Origin of the sequence: Arthrobacter sp. NQ4 (assembly GCF_029077345.1) — a bacterium.
In the GTDB taxonomy this organism is placed as follows: Bacteria; Actinomycetota; Actinomycetes; order Actinomycetales; family Micrococcaceae; genus Arthrobacter.
In genome coordinates this window covers 139,805-160,031 of record NZ_JARETC010000009.1, presented here as the reverse complement: position 1 = coordinate 160,031, position 20,227 = coordinate 139,805, and the positions used below count along the sequence as shown (strand labels likewise).

Genomic DNA, 20,227 nt, shown 5'->3' with positions numbered 1-20,227 from the left:
AGCGCACATCATGTGGAAAGTCCGCTGCAGACCTGAAACTGTTAGCTGGATCTTTCTTCCGGCCGGCACTACCGTGCGCGGCCGGCGATGCCTACGCCACCCTCTGCAAAGGAGCAGTAAATATGACGACTGACGTTCTGTGGTTCTCTGAACTCGGACTCAAGGACCTGGACAAGGTGGGCGGCAAGAACGCCTCCCTGGGCGAGATGGTGCAGAACCTGACCTCTGCCGGCGTCCAGGTTCCGGACGGGTTCGCCACCACGGCCGACGCGTACCGCAGGTTCCTGTCCGATTCCGGCCTGGACCAGAAGATTGCCGACCGGCTGGTGGGTCTGGACACCGATGACGTGACGGCCCTGGCCGCCGCCGGGCAGGAAATCCGCTCCCTGGTCCGCGATACCCCCTTCCTGCCGGACTTCGAGGCGCAGGTCCGCGAGGCGTACCAGCAGCTGGTGGACAAGCACGCCGGCTCCGCCGACCTGTCCTGGGCCGTCCGGTCCAGCGCCACCGCGGAGGACCTCCCCGATGCCTCCTTCGCCGGGCAGCAGGAGACCTTCCTGAACGTCCGTGGGATCGAGAACATCCTGCAGGCCATCAAGGACGTCTTCGCCTCGCTCTACAACGACCGCGCCATCGCCTACCGCGTGCACCACAAGTTCGAGCACGCCGAGGTGGCACTCTCCGCCGGCATCCAGCGCATGGTGCGTTCCGACGTCGGTGCGTCCGGTGTCATGTTCACTATGGACACCGAGTCCGGCTTCCAGGACGCCGTGTTCGTCACCTCCTCCTACGGGCTGGGCGAAGCCGTGGTGCAGGGTGCCGTGAACCCGGACGAGTTCTACGTCTACAAGCCCGCCCTGGAGGCCGGCCGCCCGGCGATCCTCAAGCGCGGCCTCGGCGAGAAGGCCCTGCAGATGACGTACACCAACAGCAGCGAGATCGGCCGCACCATCGATTTCGTCCCCGTCGAGGACTCCCTGCGCGCGCGCTTCAGCCTGACGGACGACGACGTGGAGCAGCTTGCACGGCACGCCGTCGCCATCGAGAAGCACTACGGCCGTCCCATGGACATTGAGTGGGGCAAGGACGGGACCGACGGCGGCCTGTACATCCTGCAGGCACGCCCGGAAACCGTGCAGTCACGCCGTGCCCCCGGCAGCATGAGCCGGTTCCGCCTGAACGACAGCGGGCCCGTGCTGGTGGAGGGCCGCGCCATCGGCCAGCGGATCGGCGCCGGCAAGGTCCGGATCCTCACCTCCATCGACCAGATGGCCTCCTTCCAGACCGGCGACGTCCTGGTGGCTGATATGACGGACCCCGACTGGGAACCCATCATGAAGCGGGCCTCCGCCATCGTCACCAACCGCGGCGGACGTACCTGCCACGCTGCCATCATCGCCCGCGAACTGGGGATTCCCGCCGTCGTCGGCACCGGCAACGCCACTGACTCGCTGTCCGACGGCCAGGAGGTCACTGTCTCCTGCGCCGACGGCGAGACCGGCACCATCTACCAGGGCCTGCTGGACTTCAGTGTTGAGGAAACCGGCATCACCCAGATGCCTGAGGCGCCGGTGAAGGTCATGATGAACGTCGGCACCCCGGAGCAGGCCTTCACCTTCGCCCAGCTGCCCAACCACGGCGTGGGCCTGGCGCGGCTGGAGTTCATCATCAACCGCCAGATCGGCATCCACCCCAAGGCCCTGCTGAACCTGGACAGCCAGCCGGAGGACGTGGCCGCCGAGATCCGTGAGCGGATCAGCGCCTACGACAGCCCCCGCGACTACTACATCAAGCGGCTGGCCGAAGGCGTGGCCACCATCGCCGCGGCATTCGCGCCGGAGCCGGTGATCGTGCGCATGTCCGACTTCAAGTCGAACGAGTACGCCAACCTGATCGGTGGACCGGCCTACGAGCCGCATGAAGAGAACCCGATGATCGGCTTCCGCGGCGCGTCCCGCTACCTGGAGCCGTCCTTCCGGGACTGCTTCGACCTTGAGTGCGAGGCCCTGTCCTTTGTCCGCAACGAGATGGGCCTGACCAACGTCAAGCTGATGATCCCGTTCGTGCGGACCCTGGACGAGGCGCAGGGCGTCATCGAGCTGCTCGCCGAGAACGGCCTGCGCCGCGGCGAAAACGGCCTCGAAGTGATCATGATGTGCGAGCTGCCGTCCAACGCGCTGCTGGCCGATGAGTTCCTGGAGCACTTCGACGGCTTCTCGATTGGCTCCAACGACATGACCCAGCTGACCCTGGGCCTGGACCGCGACTCGGCCATCGTGGCCAACAGCTTCGACGAGCGGGATGCCGCCGTGAAGAAGCTGCTCAGCATGGCCATCAAGGCCTGCCGCGCCCGCGGAAAGTACGTGGGCATCTGCGGCCAGGGCCCCAGCGACCACCCGGACTTCGCCGAGTGGCTGGTGAAGGAAGGCGTCAATTCCGTCTCGCTGAACCCGGACACCGTGGTGGACACCTGGATCCGGCTTGCCGGGGCGTCGGAGGAGACGCCGAATGTCGCCGCCGCTGCCGGCGTATAGCGGGTAGGCCCCTTACCCCTGGGCCGGCTCGGGCAGCAGCCTGAGCTGGCCCAGGAGTTCCATCTGGTCGAAGTAGGCGTGGTGCGAGGTGATCACGCCGTCCTTCACCGTGGCGACGTCGCAGCTCCTGACCCTGAGCTGCCTTCCGGTGGGCGGCAGCGTACCGCCGGTGGGCAGGCTCAGCGGCCCGGTGTTCGTGCCAACGACGAAGCCTTCGACGACGGCCACGTCCCCGGCCTCGTGCGTGGCTGTCCGTTCGTACCTGACGTCCGGCATCGCTTCCCAGAAGTGTGAGTAATAGTCCGCGATGGCTTGTCGGCCGGTGATCGCGTCCTGGTCGGGGGTGCGGACCACGGCGTCCACGGCGTAACAGCCCGCCAGCGTTTCCCTGTCCTTTGCGTCCATGGCCGCCATCAGCCGGTCCATGACGTCGCGTGCCTGTCCCATTACAGCCTCCATTGATGTGCCGGCGCCGGGCCCGGTGCCCGCGTCCATGAAGGAAACGTACGACGGCGGAAGGCACCGTCGCGATCCCCTCGCCGGGGGTTTAGGGTCACGCCGGAAACCCCCAAATCAGGGGATTGCGGCGCTGGCTGCCGCGACGATACTGGAGGTATGTGGGAGGAGCGCGCGGAGCGTGCCCGGCGTGACATCGCCGCCATGGCCGCAGGCGGGATGGACCTGGCCGACCTCTACGCGGCGGCGCTGGCCGTCGTGCAGCGGGAGGTGCCGTTCGAACAGGGCTGCTGGGCCGCCGTGGACCCCGACTCCATGGTGATGACGTCCATCACCAACTGGCAGCCGTGGCCCGTGGCCAGCCATCAGTTCGAGGAATATTTCCTGCGCTTTGCCCAGTCCGAGTACACCGGGCGGGAGCCGAACACGTTCGTGGAACTGCTGCGGCGTGCCCGCCCCATCGCCAGGATCTCGGACGCGCCGCACCGGGAGGTGGTGCGCAGCGTCCGGATCAACGATCTGCTCAAGCCCCTGGGCCTGGAACATGAGCTGCGTGCCGCGTTCCGGGTGGACGAGGCGTGCTGGGGAGTGGGCAGCATATTCCGGGAAGGCGGCCGCGACTTCACCGACCGGGAGGTGGAATTCCTGGGCGCGGTGTCCGCCACCCTGGCTGCGGCGACCAGGGCGGCCGTCCGCGTGGCGCACCCAGCCGGGCCCGCCGCCGTCGGGCCCGTCATTGTCCTGGCCGGGCTGCACGGGGACCTGCGTGCAGCCACGCCCGCGGCTGCGTCCTGGCTGGCCGCGGTGGAGGACGCGGCGCCCGGCCGCTTCAGCCAAACGCTCCTGGGGGTGGTGGCGCAGGCGCACGCCGCAGCATCCGGGACGGCCCGGGCGAGGATGCGCGACGCCGGGAACAGCTGGGTGGTGCTGCAGGCCAGCCGATTGATCACCGGCGATGACCCGGAGCAGATGGTGGTGACCGTGGAACCTGCCACCACCCATGAACTCGCCAGCCTGCTGCTGATGGCGTACGGCGTCACGGCGCGGGAGCGGGACGTCTGCCTGGAGGTGTTGTCGGGCGGTTCCACCGCGGAGATCGCCGGGCACCTGTTCATCTCCCCCCATACCGTGCACGACCACCTGAAATCGGTCTTCGAAAAAGTGGGCGTCGGGAGCCGGGGCGAGCTGGTGGCCCGGCTCGTGGCGTGAGGGAAGGGAGGACGCATGCATGCGCTGGCGGATTCCATGCGCAGGCACCCGTTGCCGTGGTACTCCGCCGTGACCTTCCTCCTGTCCTGGGGAGCCATCGTGGCGGCCGTGTGGATGGTCACCGGCGGCCTGTCGCCCACACCCGAACAGTTCCAGCGCACCCTCCCCGCCACAGTGCCCGCCATGCTGCTGGGGCCAGCGGTGGCAGGCCTGGTCCTGACAGGAATCGTGTCGGGACGGGAAGGGTACCGGGAGCTTTGGGCGCGGCTGCTGATCTGGCGGGTCGAGGTGCGCTGGTATCTTTTCGCCCTGCTGGCCGCTCCGGTGACGCTGGCCGCACCCGTGCTGGTGCTCTGGATATCGTCCCTGGATTATGCGCCGCGGATTGCCACGGAGCCGGACAGGGTTGGAACACTCGTCACGGGGTTGGTCCTGGGGCTGGTGGCCGGGCTCTTCGAGGAGATCGGGTGGACCGGGTTCGCCATTCCCAGGGCCAGGCAGCACTACAGCGTTCTCTGGACGGGGGTCCTGGTGGGGGTGCTGTGGGGCGCCTGGCACTTCTTCGTGAACTACTGGGGTGGTGGCGGGACGAACGGCGGCGTGCCGCTGGCGGTCTTTATGCCGCTGTGGGTTGCCGGTGTCCTGGCCGGCCAGCTGACGGCCTACCGGGTGCTCATGGTCTGGGTCTACGAGCACACGGGGAGCGTGTTCGTGGCGGCGGTGATGCACGCCAGCCTGGCGGCATTCCAGTTCATCCTCAACCCCCTGGCACCGGGAGTTCCCCAGCAGGTCTACCCGTGGGGGCAGGCGGCCACGATGTGGCTGCTGGTAGCCGCCGTGGCACTGACCAGCCGGGGCGAGATGACGGGTCCGCGGCGGTTCCTGCCGATCCACGTCCGGTCCCGGCACCGGCCGCCGCGCCGGCGAAGGTAGCCTACGGGGTCTTGCGGGTGGTGGCGGGAAGATGCTGCGCAGGATCGAACCGGTCGAAGGACGAGGCGCCAATCACGAAGATGCCGCGCTGGGGGATCCAGAAATCACCCAGCCTGGTCTGCACGGTGAGTGGCTGCGGGGTGCCGAGGTCCTCGCCGCCGAGGGTTGCCGTGCTGCGGGAGATGAACCACATGCGCCGGGGTTTGGCCCGGAAGCCCTGTTTGTTGGGAACACTGCCCGTCAGTCCGAGGTGTCCAGCGCTGAGCATGGGGCCTGCGGCGGAACCCATCGACTTCAGGAATGCCTTGTTGGACAAAAGCTTGTTGGGCAGCGCCGTCATCACCGCGCTCATGGCAGCGGTGATGGGCGTCGATCCGAGTTCCACGTCCCAGGTGAGGTCCACTTCCTGGCCGATGGTCACGGTGAAGGATGTGTCGCCGGTCCAGTCGACGCCGACGTCGCACTGGACGGCATCGGTGAGGCCGGCGCTGAAATAGCGGGCGCAGGAGACATCCGGTGCTGCATTCGCATAGATGGTCCAGGAGCCGGAGGGCCTGCGCAGCCAGACCGAGGTGTAGCCCGGGCCCACGCTGGTCACGGGGAAGCGCCGCATGGCCAGGACGTGGCCGGTGCTGAACGTCAGCCCCATCACGCCGTATCCGGAGAACCGTTCGTCGTCGCCGGGAGTGAGCGTGGCCTGGTGTTCCGCTTCGAGGGCCCGCGTCCGGATGGTCTTCATGGCTATTCGCCTCCCCATGGATGGTGGGCTGAGTTTACGCCCGGCCCCGCGCGGCTACAACGGACGTCGAGTCCGGGTGGGTGTTATGGGGCGTAAGCTTCCTTTGCCTGGTCCCAGGGCTTATTTCATGGCGCCCGTGAGCATGCCTCCCACGTAGTACTTCTGGAGCAGGACGTAGATGACGATGCACGGGATGATGGTCACCGCGACGCCGGCCTGCAGCGCTCCCCAGTCCAACGTCCCAAAGGTGCCGCTGGAGAGCACGTTCAAGGCGACGGGAAGCGTGTACTTGGACTGGTCGGTCATCAGGATCAGCGCCGCGAAGAACTCGTTCCACGAGGCGAAGAAGGTGAACAGTGCGGTGCTGATTACCCCCGGAATCGCCACTGGAAGCAGCACCCGGACCATCGCCCGAAGCACGCCGCACCCGTCCACCAAGGCGGCTTCCTCGATGCTCGACGGCAGCGCGGCGAAAGAGTTTCGCATCAGGAAAATGCCGAAGGGCAGGTTGAAGGTGGTGTAGACGAGCATCAGGCCCAGAAGGTTGTTGGTCAGCCCAATCTGGTGCAGCACCAGGTACAGCGGCGTGATGACCGCCTGGAAGGGAATCATGAAGGTGGCCAGCGTGGCGAAGAACAGCAAGTTGCTGCCACGGAACCGCAACCTGGCGAAACCGTAGCCCGCAAGCGTGCTTAGCACGATGGTCAGGAGGGTGGCGCCGATGGAGACCATGACGCTGTTGCCGAGCTGCTGGATGAAGCCCGCGCCCCCGTTCTCGTTGCTGAAGAGCTTGGCGAAGTTGCCCCAGGAGAAAGAACCGGGGAACAGCGTCGGCGGAGCGGCCGCGGCCTCGGCGGGGGACTTGATTGACTGGGAGACCACCACCCAGAACGGGTAGAGGAACAGGGCCGCAAGGCTGACATTGATGATCCACCAGGCTGCGCGCGGCACCGGGCGAAGACTGGACTGCAGTGAAGTCATGAGGGGTCCGTTTCCGAAGTGGTGGACTAGTTGTGGTCCGAGTTGCGGAGAATGAGCATCTGGATGGCGCTGACGATCGCGAGCACGATCATCAGCAGGGCCGAGAGCGCGGCGCCGTAGCCGAGCTGGAAGCCCTGGAAGGAAACCCGGTAGATGTGGTAGACCGCGGTGATGGTCTGGTTGGCCGGACCGCCGCTGGTCATGATGTAGAACTGGTCGAAGGCCAGCAGGGAACCGGCCACCGAAAAGACCAGCACCAGGGCGAGAGTGGGCCGCAGCAGCGGCAGGATGATGTACCGGAACACCTGCGTCCGGCTGGCACCGTCGATCCTGGCCGCTTCCTCGAGCTCAACGGGTATGGACTGCAGCCCGGAGTTCAGCAGCAGCATCTGCATGCCGGCGACCTTCCAGACCACCATTGCGCAAACGATGCCCAATGCGGTGGCGAAGGTGCCGAACCAGTTGTCCGAGTGCGATGCCAACCCGCTGCGGGTGAGTAAGTCCAGCATGGGCCCGATGTTGGGCTGGGCCATGAAGAGCCACAGGTAGCCGGCGGCGGCGAAGCCGACCACCACCGGCAGGAAATAGATGGACTGAAAGACCCTGGATGCTTTTCCAGGGCGCCGGATGAGCAGTGCCAGCGCGATTCCGATGACCAGCAGCAGGGGAGTCATGATCAGCGTGTAAAGCAGGGTAAACCCCGCCGCACGCAGGAAGTCCTGGTCCTGGAATGCGGTTGTGTAATTTCCCAGGCCGATGAAGCTGATCTTTCCCAGCAGCGGCCAGCGGTTCAGGGACATCCACAGCATCAGGACCACGGGCAGGAAGAAGAAGACGGTGAGGAGGATCAGAGCCGGGGTGACCACCGCGGCGCCGAGCCTGCTGCGCGAGGTGGAAAGGGTCCTCCGGCGCCCCCGGGGGCGCGGAGGCACCGACGGGCGTCTGATCTTGCCGGGCCGCGCCGTCACGATGGTGTTGTGTGCCAAGGTAGTTCTCCTTTAGGACAAGACGGGTGCTGCCGCAGTCTGCGGCAGCACCCGTGGAATGTCAGGGTCCGGTCTGGATAATCTGCTGGGCGGCCTGCTGCGCCTTCTGCTGCGCGGCCTGGACGTCGCCGCCGAATACGGCCTCGTTGATCATGGTGGCCCAGGGCCCGTTGTTGTCGTTGAACAACTTGTTTTCCACGACGCTGTATGGTGTCTTTCCGGTTTCGAGCGCCTTGCTGAAAATCTCGTTGCGGGGGTCCGCCGAGGCATAGACGCTCTTCACCAGGTCGGTCCTGACAGGAACGATGGAATTCTTGGCCAGCAGGGTCTGGGCCTCGTCGCCGGTGGCCCACTTCACGAAGTCCCATGCCGCAGGCTTGTTCTTCGATCCCGTGGTGACGGCAATGTTGTCACCACCCGCAAAGGAGGCCGACCCGCCGTTCTCGCCCGGGATCGGGGCGATGCCGTAGTCGATCTTCTTGTCCGTGTTCAAGGTCTGCGTGAAGAAGGCACCGAGCACCACCATGCCCACTTTTCCGGCCTGGAACAGGGCGGGCTGGGCTGTGCCGGAGTCGGTCTTCGCCGCCTCCGGCATCACGCCGGCGTCGTGCATCTGCTTGTAGAACGTCAACGCCTTGGTTACCTCGGGGGAATCCAGCTTGGCGGTCTTGCCATCGGCGGAGAGCACGTCACCACCGCTGGCCCAGACGCTGGGTGTGAACTCGAAGATGTTGCAGCCGCCGCATTGTCCGGCCATGGTGAAGCCGTAGGTGTCCGGTCCCAGTGCACGTATTTTCTTGGCTGCGCTGAGGATTTCCTCGTAGTTGGCCGGCGGCTTGGCGGGATCAAGGCCCGCCTTTTGAAAGAGTTCCTTGTTGTAGAACAGCACGGACGCTTCCGCCGTGAAGGGCAGGGCGTAGGTCTTGTCCTCCCAGGTGGAGAGTCGGGCGTGGGACGGGCTGAGCTTGTCCTTGTACGGCAGTTTGGATGCCTCGTCCGTGATGTCCTGCAAGACGCCGGTGGACGCGAAGTAGGGCAGGTAGACCAGGTCGATCGATGCCACGTCCGGTCCCGACCCGCCGGCGGTGGCGGTGCCGAATTTCTGTACGAAGTTTCCGCTGGGCACGATGGTCACCTGGACCTGGGCCTTGTGCGACTTGTTGTAGGCATCCGCAAGGATGTCCATGAATCCTTTCTGCGAATCGCGTGCCCAAAGCGTGATGGTCCCGCTGGGCTCCCCGCCGGAGGAGGCCTGCAGCGTGTCTGAGCCGGAAGGTCCGCCGCAGCCGGTGGCTGTGAGGGTGAGGGATGCCGCCAGCGCCAGTGCTGCGGCGAGTTTTGTACGTTTCATATGCTGTTCCTCTTCATAGGGATGGTGTGGCGGTGCAGCTAGGCGACGGGGATCCAGACCCGCATGGCGGCCGGACCGCGGTTGGCCCAGCGGAAATACGGAATGGCAGTCAGTGCGACGGGCCGCTGCTCCACGGCATCAGCTCCGTGGGTTCGGTAGAGCGGTTGCTGCCCCGGGGTATGGGCCACTCCTGCGGCCTTGAGTATCGTTCGCACCCCCGGGATGCCGTCCGCGGGGATGATTTCCACTGGAGCGGCCGCGTCGATGGCAAGGTCTTCAAGTACGACGCCGTCTGCCTGGTCGTGTTGCTCCAGGCAATAGACGACAGGTCCACGCGCCAGGGCGACGGTTCCGCGGACGGCGTCAACCCGTGGGTTAGCGCTAACAATACGGGCCGGCATGGGTAGTGTGAGCAGGACTGTGGTCCTGCCTTCCCAGTCGCGGTGCAACCGGATATAGCCCAGTGCGTCCGGCGAGGCCTCCACCGCGGAGCCGTCAATCACAACCTGGGGGTGCTCGCACCAGGAAGGGATGCGCACAGAAAGCGTCCATTCGCCGGCAGGGGCCGTAACCTCGATGCTGGCCGTCTCGTCCCACGGGTAATCCGTTGTGGTGGCAACTGATACTTCACCACCGAAAGGCTCGCCCGAAGCGCGCACCTCGCCGTCATGCAGCAGCTGAAGCTGCAGCCCGGACTCATCCTGCGTGGCCACGTAGTGGTGCAGGGACGCCACCAGTCGTGCCAGGTTCGGCGGGCAGCAGGCGCACGCGTACCAGGACAGGCGTTCCGACGGCGCGTCCTCGGTGGATCCGTCGTGGCCGGTGCGCAGCTGCAGCGGATTCGAGTAGAAGAAGCTGTTGCCCTCCAGGGAGGTCGAGGCGGCGATGCCGTTGTAGAGGGCCCGTTCCATCTCATCGGCATATTTGCCATTGCCTGTGGCGAGCAGCAGGCGCCAGCTGAAGTGCAGGCTCGCTATGGAGGCGCAGGTCTCGGCGTAGGCGCGGTCCGGTGGCAGCTCAAAGGCGTCCCCGAACGCCTCGTCCCGGTGGCGCGATCCCAGGGCGCCGGTCAGATAGGCCTTTTGGGAAAATATGTTCTCCCATAGCGATTCGGCGGCCTCCAGCAGGGACCGATCACCGTTTTCGACGTAGGCATCGGCTACTCCGGTTGAGAGGTAAACCTGCCGCACCGCGTGCCCGGTTGCTTCCTGGGCTGCCTTGCGAATGGGAAGGTGGTCCTGGAAATACTGGCGGCCGAACCTGTCGTCGGGCAGGATGCCGTGGCCGCGCAGGTCCAGTTGCCGGACCGCCGTATCGAGGTAGCGTTTGTCTCCGGTCAGGCGGTAGAGCTCCACCAGTGCCGTTTCTACTTCCGGGTGGCCGTCAATCTTTTCGACGCCGCCCGGGCCGAAGGTTTCCACGACGCAGTCAGCAACACGGCGGGCCACCTCCACGATGGTTCCGTTTCCGGTGGTGCGGGCCGCTGCCACGGCGGCCTGCAGCAGGTGGCCGGCGGTGTACAGTTCATGGCTCCATTGGAGCTTGTCCCAGCGCTGGCCGGGCTCGACGCCTTGCACCCACGTATTCAGGTAGCCGTCGGACTCCTGCACCTTGGCCAGGAGGGTGCCCACGGACTCCAGGTACTCTTCCCAGCGGGGGTCGGCCTGGCGGCCGGCCTCCCATCCCACCGCCTCCAGCGTCTTGTAGAGGTCTGTGTCCTGGAACCAGAAACCCCGGAAGGCCGCATCGCTCTCGCCGGCCAGGCGCCGGAAGTTGTCCAGGGCGCCGCTGGATTCCACATTCTCTATGCAATGGGGGATGGTGGCAGTCCGGTTGAGCTCCTGCCAGCTGCCCAGGTGTCCCTCCGGGCGCAGCCGCGCGGAGTTGAAGGCCAGCGGGCGAAGCGCGTAATGCCCGGACGCCGTCGCCCCGACTGGCCCTGCTGCGGTCCCGTTGCTGGCCCCCTGGCCGCTGGCCGGTGCCGGAATGTCGTGAACAGATGTCATCAATGACCTCTTCCATGGTGTGAATCGAAGGGTGATGCGACAGAATCCGGAAATCCGGAAACGGAAAATTAGGAAATCGTCTTCCGAAGCCCGACTCTAAGTGACCTGCGTCTCATGTGTCAACGGTTTCTGATAGGCTGCACAAGGATTACAGGCAGTTCGTGCAGTCGGGGGAGCTTGTATTCCCGGGTCAGGAGAGGGAGGCATGTCGGAAAATAGTTTCCGTAATTCCGGCATAGCGGCGGTAGCCGCGCTCGCGGGAGTTTCGACCGGAACAGTGTCAAAGGCCTTGAACGGCACGGGCCAGCTGCGGGAGTCGACGCGGCTGCGCGTCCGCGCTGCCGCGGAGGAAGTTGGCTGGCTGCCCAATGGCGCAGCACGAAGCATCCGCGGTGGCAGGACGTACACAGTGGGGGTGATCACCACCGACAGTTACGGACGCTTCAGCATTCCCATTCTGCGCGGGGTCGAGGACGCGCTCGGCCTCGGGGAGATGCTCTGCTTCCTGTGCGACAGCCGGGACGACCCCATCCGGGAGCAGCACTACGTGCGTACGCTCCTGGCACGGCAGGTTGATGGAATCATCGCCGTCGGGCGCAAGGTGGATCCGCGGACGCCGCTGGGGGAGCACCTGCCCGTACCGGTCATCTATGCCTTTGCGCCGTCAACCGATCCGCTGGACTGCTCAGTCACCGCGGACGAGCGCGGCGGCGCCCGCCGTGCCGTTGACCACCTGATCAAGACCGGCAGGCGTCGAATCGCCCACATCACCGGCCTGGAAAACCATGCGTCCGCCGCGCTGCGTGCGGAAGGTTTCCTTGCCGCCATGGCTGATCAGGGCCTGGAGCCAGTGGGGGACATCTGGTATGGAAGCTGGAGTGAGGAATGGGGCCACAACGGGGTCCGTGCGCTGCTGGCCAACCACCCGGACGTGGACGCCATCTTCTGTGGCAGCGACCAGATCGCGCGGGGCGCCGCCTATGAACTTGAACGGCACGGCCGGTCGATCCCCGACGATGTAGCACTGATCGGCGTGGACAACTGGTCCCCGTTCACCGATGGGTACCGGCCGCATCTTTCCAGCGTGGACCTGAACCTTTCCACGATCGGCCGCCGCGCGGGGGAGGCCCTGTTGTCAGCCCTGGACGGGGTCCCGCGTCCAGGGGTTCACATTGTGGACTGCGACCTCATCGTCCGGGAGTCCTCAGGTCCGCCGAGGTGACCTGCGGGACAAACCGCAGCGTCACGCCCGCGGGGCCGGGGGCCGCCGGTGCCGGTGGTGGAGTTCGTAGTGGTCGAACACGTCGGAGGACGTGTCTCCCACATGGCCGAACTTTCCGCGCAGCACTTCTGCCAGGTCATCCAGGGCCGCGTAGAGCATCCGCCCGGCAAACCGCAGTTCAGGGTTGTCGCTGGCCTGGGCTTCCGAGGCCAGCTGATGGGCGTAGGCAAGGGTGGCCGGCAGCGATCCCCGCTGTTCCACCTCGTGGAAGTAGTAGGTCTCGTGGAAGGACAGGAGATCGATGCTCACGGACGCCACGTTTTCGGCCATGCCTTCCAGCAGTCCCGCCGCATGACCGGCTTCCAGCGCCGCGATGCCGGAGGTTCCCGCCGCTTCCCGGAACAGGTTGAGCCGGTGGGCAAGGGCACGCCGCCGGCTCAGCGCCGGGTAGGTCTGCAGGATCCAGGAAACCGTGGCGGTGAGCAGGCCAAAACCTGCCACGGCCTGGAACGCCATCACCAGCCGGAGGACCGGATGGATGGCCACGATCTCACCGAAACCGGCGGTGGACAGGGCCACCAGCGAAATGTAGAGCGCCTCGGCGAAGTCGGCCTGCCGGGGGATGTCGTTCGAATAGGAGAAGCCGGCCGGCAGGTGGGGGAGGTACAGGAGCGCCCAGCCCACGGCAGCCAGGGTGGCCCAGGCAGCGATGACCGCAGCCATGGCCAGCGGTGCGGCGACTGATGAGGCGCCGCCCCTGAGTTTCCTGGACAGCAGCCAGAACCCGCGCATGATGGTCCGTCCCACGGGACCCGAGCCATGCGGGTAGAGCAAGGTGTGGAAGACGTCGGCGATCATCAGCAGAATCAGCGCCGCGCCAACCGCCGTCAAAAGCACGCCCTCGAAGTCCATGCCTCATCTTAAGTGCCGCGGAGTGCCGGTCCGCTGGCTAGGCTGGCGCCATGGACTTTCGACTTCGCCAGGCCACCCCGGAAGACGCCGAAGCCGTGGTGCTCATGCAGACGCTGGCGCACGAGGAGTGCTACCCGCACCTGCTCTCGCCGGCCTTCTTCGAGCGGCGCCGGGCCGGCATCCCGGAACGGGTGGAGCGGCGACGGGCGTTCCTGGACACCCGGGAGCCGCGGATCCTCGCCTTCGACGCCGACAACCAGCTGGTGGGCTACGCGGACGCCGGCCCCGGGCGGGAGAACGACGCTCCTGAAGCGCTGGAGCTTTACTCGATCTACACCCTCAGGCGCACCTATGGGAGCGGCCTGGGGGCAGCACTGGTGCGTGCCGCCGTCGGCTCCGGTCCGACGTACCTGTGGGTGCTGGAAGACAACCCGCGCGCGCTTGCCTTCTACCTGAAACAGGGGTTCCGGCCCGACGGTAAACGCAACACCCTCCCACCCGAATGGGAGGCACTTCCCGAACTCCGGCTGGTCCGGAGGGCCAAGGAGGCAACGGAGCGTTGAGGAGGGCCTATGCCTACTTCGCCGCGCTGGTGGGCATCATCTGCGTGGCGTTCATCCTTGCCATGCTCTTCCTCCCGCTGAACCGGACCGTCCGCAGCGATGTGCTGCAGGGCTTCCTGATCGGCTTTGGCCTGGCTTTCGTCACCGCCCAGGTGTACGCCAGGATCAAAGCCGTCCGGGTGAACGGGTGGATCACCATGCCCGGCCTGGGCGATCCCGGCAACGGCGTGCTGCTGCGCGCTGCCTGCGCCCAGCTGTTCCCGGGCCCGGTGAACACACCGGAAGAAGCGGTCTACTGGTGGGCCAATTCTGACGCCTCGGGCGCCCCGCTGACCGGCCGGCACCAGTACGTCCTCCGGTTCCCGCCCGGCGGACTGCCGCCCACCAACGCCTTTTGGTCACTCACGATGGGCGATGCCCGGAACCGCTTCGTGGCCAACCCCCTCCACAGGTACAGCGTGAGCGACAGGTCCGGCCTGGTCCCCGGCCCGGACGGCTCTGTCGAGGTCTGCATCCAGGCCACCCCTCCGGCAGGCCGCGAACCCAACTGGCTGCCCGCCCCGGACGGAAAGTTCATTCTCTGGCTGCGTGTCTACGAGCCCGGCCCTGCACTCCTGGACGGAAGCTATGTGGTTCCGGCAGAGGCCAGTGCGGGAGGCGGGACGCCTTGAGGCTGGAACACCTGCTCATCTTCTTCACGGTCATGGCGGCCACGTGGTTCGCTGCCACCTATTTTTGGCCCCGCATGCTCCTCTCCGTGTACAAGCGGGCCATCGTGGTCAAGGGCTTCGGCGAAGGTCCCATTCCCGTCAACACCCTGTACACCCAGTCGCAGGCGCTCTTCGCAGACCCGCCCAATATGCCGGCGGGCACGTCCCGAGTGGCATCGGCCGGCGTCAACCGGGACACCCTCTTGACCTTGGGTTGGCTGGACCTCTCGAAAGGTCCGCTGGTGCTCCACGTGCCGGACATGGGAGGGCGCTACTACAGCGTGCAGTTCACCAACCCCTCGAACAACACCAATTTCGCCTACGTCGGCAAGCGCACCACCGGAACTGGACCAGGGGATTTCCTCATCACCGGGCCTGGATGGTCCGGTGATGTCCCGGGCGGGATGGGGCATATCGCATCGCCGCGCCGATCGGTGCTCCTCATCGGCCGCGTGCTGGTCTACGACGACGGCGACCTCCCAGCCGCGTACAGGCTCTCAACGCAGCTGCGACTGGCGCCCCCGCCGTAACTTCGTGAGGGCACAGCGGACGACGGCGGCACAGGACCGGGTGCAACAGCTGACTTTGGTGCGGCCCGGGCCCTGGTGCGCACCGGGCTACAGCGGGGGGCTTAGAGTGCGGCGGCGAGCGTGCGGCCCACGGTGAGGCCGGTGAAGATGCACCCGCCCAGGAAGGTGCCTTCGAGCGCGTTGTACCCGTGGGTGCCGCCGCCGCCGAAGCCGGCCGCTTCCCCGGCAGCATAAAGCCCGGGAATGGGAACGCCGTCCCGTCCCAGTGCCTGGCCTGTGAGGTCCGTCTGGATTCCGCCCAAGGTTTTCCGGGTGACCACGTGCAGCCGCACGGCGATCAGCGGCCCGGCTTTCGGGTCCAGGATCCGGTGCGGCTTCACGGTGCGGAAAAGCCGGTCTCCCAGGTAGCGCCGGCTGTTCCGGATGCCGGCCACCTGGACGTCCTTGGAATAGGGGTTGCGGATCTCGGCGTCGCGCTCCTCGATCTGCCGCCGGAGGTGTCCGTGGTCCAGCAGCGGCTGGTCCGTCAGGGCGTTCATCCCGCGGACCAGGTCCGCCAGGTTGTCCGCCACCACAAAGTCAGCGCCATGCTCCTTGAACGCCTCGATGGGGCCGGACGCGCCCCGGCCCAGCCGGGTCCTCAGCAGGAGCTTGAGGTCCCGGTTGGTGATGTCCGGATTCTGCTCGGAGCCTGAAAGGGCGAACTCCTTTTCGATGATGCGCTGGTTGAGGATGAACCAGGAATGGTCGAACTGCTGGATCCCAGGCGTGGTTCGCAGCAGGCCGAGGGTGCCCAGGGTGTCGTAGCCGGGCAGGCCGGGGGCGGGGAGCCGGCGGCCCAGGGCATCGAACCAGAGCGACGACGGCCCGGGCAGGATTCGGATGGCATGGTCCGGCCAGATGGGGTTCCAGTTCCGGATGCCCTCCGTGTAGTGCCACATCCGGTCGCGGTTCACCAGCCTGACGCCGGACTGGTCGGCGATGTCCAGCATCCGCCCGTCCACATGCTGCGGGACGCCGGTGACCATCTTCCGCGGCGGCGTCCCCAGCCGATCGGGCCACCAGCGGCGCACCTGCCCGTGGTTGCCGCCGATCCCGCCGGACGCGATCACCACAGCCTGCGCCCGCAGCTCGAACTCCCCAACCACGTCCCGGTTGGAGGAGACGCCACGCGGGGAGGCATCCGGTGCCAGCACTGCGCCCCGCACCCCGGTGACCGTGCCGCCGTCGTACGTTAAACCGTCAACCCGGTGCCGGAAGAAAAACCTGACGCCGCCCGCCGCGGCAGCCGCGCGGGCCTTGTCTGCGAAGGGTTCCGACACCCCGGTGCCGGTGCCCCAGGGAACATGGAATCGGGGGACCGAGTTGCCGTGGCCGCCTGCCCTGCCGTCGCCGCGCTCCGCCCAGCCCACCAGCGGGGTGAACCGGATGCCCTGCTGCTGCAGCCAGGCGCGCTTCTCCCCGGCGGCGAACTCCACGTACGCGCGCCCCCACCGGGCCGCCCATTCGTCCTCCGGGTGCGGGCCGGAAAGCCGGTCCCACTGCGCCGAGCCCTGCCAGTCCTGCCATGCCAGCTCAAAGGAATCCTTTACGCCCAGCCGGCGCTGCATCGGGGTGTCCACCAGGAACAGGCCGCCCAGCGACCAGAACGCCTGCCCGCCCAGGTTGGCCGCGTTCTCCTGGTCCACGATGGCCGCCCGCCGTCCGGCGCGGACCAGCTCGTTGGCGGCCACGAGCCCTGCCAGCCCGCCGCCGATGATGATGACGTCCGCGTCCATGCGATCCCCGCCCTGCCTGACGATAAGTGAGAGTCCAGCATCAACCTACAGCAGGTTTGAAGCTCTCCTTCATGGTTGGTGGGAGAATGGAGCCAGGACATCTGTCACGGCGCCGGCCCGGCTCCGGCAGGTCCCACCCAGTACTTCAGGAGGGGATCCTGATGGACCCCACCACCGTCATTGCGGTTGTTGTCGTCATCCTGCTGCTCATCGTGGCGAGGATGTCCATCCGGATTGTGCGCCAATACGAGAAGGGTGTGCTCTTCCGGCTTGGCCGGGTGGTCGGCGTGCGGGAGCCCGGGCTGCGGCTGATCGTCCCGGTCATCGACCGGCTGCCGCTGGTCAGCCTGCGGATCGTCACCATGCCCATCCAGTCCCAGGGCATCATCACCCAGGACAACGTCAGCGTGGATGTTTCAGCGGTGGCCTACTACCGCGTGGTGGACGCCGTGAAGTCCATTGTCGCCATCGAAAACGTTGCCGCGGCCATCGACCAGATCGCCCAGACCACCCTGCGGAAAGTCGTGGGCCAGCACACCCTGGACCAGACCCTGTCCGAGACCGCGCGGATCAACGCTGACATCCGGCAAATCCTCGACGTGCTCAGCGTCGAGTGGGGCGTGGAGGTCACGCTGGTTGAGCTGAAGGATATCCAGCTGCCCGAAAGCATGAAGCGCGCCATGGCCCGCCAGGCTGAAGCTGAACGTGAGAAGAGGGCCAAGATCATCGCCGCCGAAGGCGAGGCCATCGCCGCAACGGCGCTCGGCGACGCGTCGGACACCATGATGGCCCACCCGCTGGCCCTGCAGCTCAGGAACCTGCAGTCCCTGGTGGAAATCGGCGTGGACAAGAACACCACCGTGGTGTTCCCGGCACCGCTCATGAGCACCATCGGCGAACTGTCGGCTTTCCTGGCCCGGGAGGGCCAGGCGGCCTCCGCCGGTAAGCCGCCCATCAAGGCCGCCTGACCGCCGCTCGCCGTAAAATCCCCGCCGTTCGGCGCGCCAACAGTACGTTTGCTGATGATTTGCAAGATGATTGCCCAAGGCAAGGGGCCTGGGCTCGTCAAGGTCTTTCGCCTCTGGATCGATCAGACATCGACGTCTTCGACAAGCAAAGGGAATCAACCATGGGCTTCCTGGACCGTGACCACTCCATCGCCCCGCCGGGCTTCAACCGCTGGCTGGTCCCGCCGGCGGCGCTCGCCGTCCACTTGTGCATCGGTCAGGCCTACGCCACCAGCGTGTACAAGACCGCGCTGGTGAAGCACTTCGGTGCCAGCCTGACCGAGGTGGGCGTGATCTTCTCCATCGCCATCGTCATGCTGGGCCTTTCCGCCGCGGTCATGGGCACCTGGGTGGACACCAACGGCCCGCGCAAGGCGATGTTCACGTCCGCGATGTTCTGGGCGGGCGGCTTCCTCATCGGTTCGGTGGGCATCTTCACCCGGCAGCTCTGGCTGGTCTACCTCGGGTACGGCGTGGTGGGCGGCATCGGACTGGGCATCGGGTACATCTCGCCGGTGTCCACGCTGATCAAGTGGTTCCCGGACCGGCCGGGCCTGGCCACCGGCATGGCGATCATGGGCTTCGGCGGCGGCGCACTGATCGCCAGCCCGGTATCCCAGGCCCTGCTCAAGGCGTACGATCCCAACTCCGGTGCCCAGGGCTGGGTTGCCAGCGGTGATGCCGTGGGCAAGCTCTTCCTGACCCTCGCCGTCGTCTATCTCGCCTACATGCTGTTCGGCGCGTTTACCGTCCGGGTGCCCGCCGACGGGTGGCGCCCCGCCGGGTTCGACCCCTCCAAGGTCAAGGCGGCCAAGCTGGTGACCACCGAGAACGTCTCGGCCAAGAACGCCATCAAGACGCGCCAGTTCTGGCTGGTGTGGGTGGCGCTGTTCTGCAACGTCACGGCCGGCATCGGCATCCTGGAGCAGGCCGCGCCCATGATCCAGGACTTCTTCCGGCAGTCCGACGGCAAGTCCCTGGTGAGCGCCGGCGTGGCCGCAGGTTTCGTGGGGCTGCTGTCCATCGGCAACATGTCCGGCCGGTTCGCCTGGTCCGCCACCTCCGACGTCACGGGCCGCAAGCGGATCTACATGGTGTACCTGGGCGTGGGTGCCGTGCTGTACACGGTGCTGGCGCTGGCCGGGTCCAGTGCCACGGCCCTTTACGTGGTGCTCGCCTTCGTCATCATCTCGTTCTATGGGGGCGGCTTTGCCACCGTTCCGGCCTATCTGCGGGACCTGTTCGGGACGTTCCAGGTGGGCGCCATCCACGGCCGGCTGCTGACCGCGTGGTCCGCCGCCGGTGTGGCCGGGCCACTGATCGTCAACAGCATCCTGGATGCGCAGGGCAAGCCCGGCCAGCTGAATGCGGTGTCCTACCAGCCGGCGCTGCTGACCATGGTGGCGCTGCTGGTGATCGGCTTTGTGGCCAACCTGCTGGTCAAGCCCGTCGACGCACGGTTCCACGAATCCCGCCCCGAGCGGCACGAATCCACCATGGAGGCCTGAAATGAGCAGCACCGCACACACCCACGGCGCACACGAGCCGGTCAAGAAGTCCACCGGCAGGCTGGTCCTGGCCTGGGTCCTGGTGGGGATCCCGCTGGCCTATGGCGTCTTCCAGACGCTGACCCAGGTGGCCGCCCTGTTCGGTTGAGTTCTTGCCCCAGGTGTCACGCTGGCCCGGTTTTGGCGGCCGAACCGCGGTGGTTGCCCGTTGCTTCCCCCGCTCGGCGCCGAAAACCGGGCCAGTCTGTGCGCCCGGGCGTCACGCAGAGCCGGGTTTCGGCGGGAGCGGACGACGGCGGCCCCGGTTTTCCGGGGGTTCGCCGCCGTTCGTGGGCCTAAAGCGTGCCGTCCGTGACGCGGGTGCCGGCGGTCAGGCCGCAGCAGGCTTCATGAGCCGCCGCCGCAGGATGCTGGCCGTCACCCAGGTGACCAGGCTGCAGGCCGCGGCGCCCCAGAGAATGTCCGTCACGGCCACCAGTGCGGTGAAGTCCTTCAGCACGGCGAACCCGGTCAGCGCCCAGGTGGCGTAGGTGAAGAACCCGAACAGCGCAGCGCCGGTGACCCGCTGCCGCAGCGTAGCCCGGGAGTCGTTGGGCCGGATGCCGTAGTGCACCATTCCCGCCACGAAGATGACATAGAACAGCACCGCGCCAGGCAGGTTGGCCGTGGCCCCCAGCAAGTGGCCGATCTGGCTCCGGTAGAGCGGGTTGGCCACCAGCAGGATCCACACCACATCCAGCACGGCGAAAATCAGGGCGCTGACAACGTAGGCGGTCAGCCAGTTCTTGGTGCGGGGGCTCAA

At 66.6% G+C, this 20,227-nt stretch carries 19 protein-coding genes; 10 read left to right on the top strand and 9 right to left on the bottom strand.

What is annotated here, in order from left to right; genetic code table 11:
- Positions 1 to 122: 122 nt before the first annotated feature.
- The gene (gene ppsA, locus PUN51_RS15520; RefSeq protein WP_275181617.1) at positions 123 to 2,534 is read left to right on the top strand and encodes a phosphoenolpyruvate synthase; all 2,412 of its coding nucleotides are present in this window, start codon (positions 123 to 125) and stop codon (positions 2,532 to 2,534) included.
- Between the two features lie 12 nt (positions 2,535 to 2,546).
- Here the strand turns inward: ppsA and PUN51_RS15515 are convergent, their stop codons facing one another.
- Positions 2,547 to 2,981 carry a nuclear transport factor 2 family protein gene (locus tag PUN51_RS15515; protein WP_224025251.1) on the bottom strand — a complete coding sequence of 145 codons (435 nt, stop codon included), beginning with the start codon at positions 2,979 to 2,981 and terminating at the stop codon, positions 2,547 to 2,549.
- A 168-nt stretch (positions 2,982 to 3,149) separates the two neighbouring features.
- On the opposite strand from PUN51_RS15515, the gene PUN51_RS15510 reads away from it, so the two are divergent.
- Positions 3,150 to 4,199 (top strand): helix-turn-helix transcriptional regulator, encoded by a 1,050-nt coding sequence (locus tag PUN51_RS15510; RefSeq protein WP_275181614.1) that lies wholly within the window; start codon positions 3,150 to 3,152, stop codon positions 4,197 to 4,199.
- Between the two features lie 15 nt (positions 4,200 to 4,214).
- Entirely contained in the window at positions 4,215 to 5,132 is a 918-nt protein-coding gene (locus PUN51_RS15505) for a CPBP family intramembrane glutamic endopeptidase (RefSeq protein WP_224025253.1), read from the top strand.
- A gap of 1 nt (position 5,133) precedes the next feature.
- Here PUN51_RS15505 and PUN51_RS15500 read toward each other — a convergent pair whose 3' ends face one another.
- The 5 genes from PUN51_RS15500 to PUN51_RS15480 all read right to left on the bottom strand — a co-directional run bounded on the left by PUN51_RS15500 (position 5,134) and on the right by PUN51_RS15480 (position 11,195).
- A complete protein-coding gene (locus PUN51_RS15500) occupies positions 5,134 to 5,871 on the bottom strand; it encodes a hypothetical protein (protein WP_275181613.1) in 738 nt (245 codons plus the stop codon).
- A gap of 120 nt (positions 5,872 to 5,991) precedes the next feature.
- Positions 5,992 to 6,852 (bottom strand): carbohydrate ABC transporter permease, encoded by an 861-nt coding sequence (locus PUN51_RS15495; protein ID WP_275181611.1) that lies wholly within the window; start codon positions 6,850 to 6,852, stop codon positions 5,992 to 5,994.
- A 26-nt stretch (positions 6,853 to 6,878) separates the two neighbouring features.
- The gene (locus PUN51_RS15490; protein ID WP_224025256.1) at positions 6,879 to 7,838 is read right to left on the bottom strand and encodes a carbohydrate ABC transporter permease; all 960 of its coding nucleotides are present in this window, start codon (positions 7,836 to 7,838) and stop codon (positions 6,879 to 6,881) included.
- Between the two features lie 61 nt (positions 7,839 to 7,899).
- Positions 7,900 to 9,189: an ABC transporter substrate-binding protein gene (locus PUN51_RS15485; RefSeq protein ID WP_224025257.1), complete on the bottom strand. Its 1,290-nt coding sequence runs from the start codon at positions 9,187 to 9,189 to the stop codon at positions 7,900 to 7,902.
- A 38-nt stretch (positions 9,190 to 9,227) separates the two neighbouring features.
- On the bottom strand, positions 9,228 to 11,195 hold the full coding sequence (locus tag PUN51_RS15480; protein WP_275181609.1) for a glycoside hydrolase family 127 protein: 1,968 nt from the start codon (positions 11,193 to 11,195) through the stop codon (positions 9,228 to 9,230).
- Positions 11,196 to 11,400: 205 nt separating this feature from the next.
- On the opposite strand from PUN51_RS15480, the gene PUN51_RS15475 reads away from it, so the two are divergent.
- Positions 11,401 to 12,417, top strand: coding sequence for a LacI family DNA-binding transcriptional regulator (locus PUN51_RS15475; protein WP_224025259.1), 1,017 nt, complete (start codon positions 11,401 to 11,403; stop codon positions 12,415 to 12,417).
- A 21-nt stretch (positions 12,418 to 12,438) separates the two neighbouring features.
- Here PUN51_RS15475 and PUN51_RS15470 read toward each other — a convergent pair whose 3' ends face one another.
- A complete protein-coding gene (locus PUN51_RS15470) occupies positions 12,439 to 13,329 on the bottom strand; it encodes a potassium channel family protein (RefSeq protein WP_275181608.1) in 891 nt (296 codons plus the stop codon).
- 50 nt (positions 13,330 to 13,379) lie between these two features.
- On the opposite strand from PUN51_RS15470, the gene PUN51_RS15465 reads away from it, so the two are divergent.
- The 3 genes from PUN51_RS15465 to PUN51_RS15455 are packed head-to-tail and all read left to right on the top strand — an operon-like array spanning position 13,380 to position 15,132.
- Positions 13,380 to 13,892 carry a GNAT family N-acetyltransferase gene (locus tag PUN51_RS15465; protein ID WP_275181607.1) on the top strand — a complete coding sequence of 171 codons (513 nt, stop codon included), beginning with the start codon at positions 13,380 to 13,382 and terminating at the stop codon, positions 13,890 to 13,892.
- Entirely contained in the window at positions 13,889 to 14,563 is a 675-nt protein-coding gene (locus PUN51_RS15460) for a DUF1214 domain-containing protein (protein ID WP_275181606.1), read from the top strand. Before PUN51_RS15465 ends, PUN51_RS15460 begins: the two co-directional genes overlap by 4 nt.
- Complete coding sequence (locus PUN51_RS15455; RefSeq protein ID WP_275181604.1) at positions 14,560 to 15,132, top strand: DUF1254 domain-containing protein; 573 nt, start codon at positions 14,560 to 14,562, stop codon at positions 15,130 to 15,132. The genes PUN51_RS15460 and PUN51_RS15455 overlap by 4 nt, the downstream gene beginning before the upstream one ends.
- A gap of 101 nt (positions 15,133 to 15,233) precedes the next feature.
- On the opposite strand, the gene PUN51_RS15450 is transcribed toward PUN51_RS15455, so the two are convergent.
- Complete coding sequence (locus tag PUN51_RS15450) at positions 15,234 to 16,910, bottom strand: FAD-binding dehydrogenase (protein ID WP_275181602.1); 1,677 nt, start codon at positions 16,908 to 16,910, stop codon at positions 15,234 to 15,236.
- A 161-nt stretch (positions 16,911 to 17,071) separates the two neighbouring features.
- On the opposite strand from PUN51_RS15450, the gene PUN51_RS15445 reads away from it, so the two are divergent.
- The 3 genes from PUN51_RS15445 to PUN51_RS15435 all read left to right on the top strand — a co-directional run bounded on the left by PUN51_RS15445 (position 17,072) and on the right by PUN51_RS15435 (position 19,573).
- Positions 17,072 to 17,878, top strand: coding sequence for an SPFH domain-containing protein (locus PUN51_RS15445; RefSeq protein ID WP_159632720.1), 807 nt, complete (start codon positions 17,072 to 17,074; stop codon positions 17,876 to 17,878).
- 161 nt (positions 17,879 to 18,039) lie between these two features.
- Positions 18,040 to 19,425 carry an OFA family MFS transporter gene (locus PUN51_RS15440; RefSeq protein WP_159632719.1) on the top strand — a complete coding sequence of 462 codons (1,386 nt, stop codon included), beginning with the start codon at positions 18,040 to 18,042 and terminating at the stop codon, positions 19,423 to 19,425.
- Position 19,426: 1 nt separating this feature from the next.
- Entirely contained in the window at positions 19,427 to 19,573 is a 147-nt protein-coding gene (locus tag PUN51_RS15435) for an MFS transporter small subunit (protein ID WP_201302450.1), read from the top strand.
- A 222-nt stretch (positions 19,574 to 19,795) separates the two neighbouring features.
- On the opposite strand, the gene PUN51_RS15430 is transcribed toward PUN51_RS15435, so the two are convergent.
- A complete protein-coding gene (locus PUN51_RS15430; protein ID WP_275181598.1) occupies positions 19,796 to 20,227 on the bottom strand; it encodes a DUF2177 family protein in 432 nt (143 codons plus the stop codon).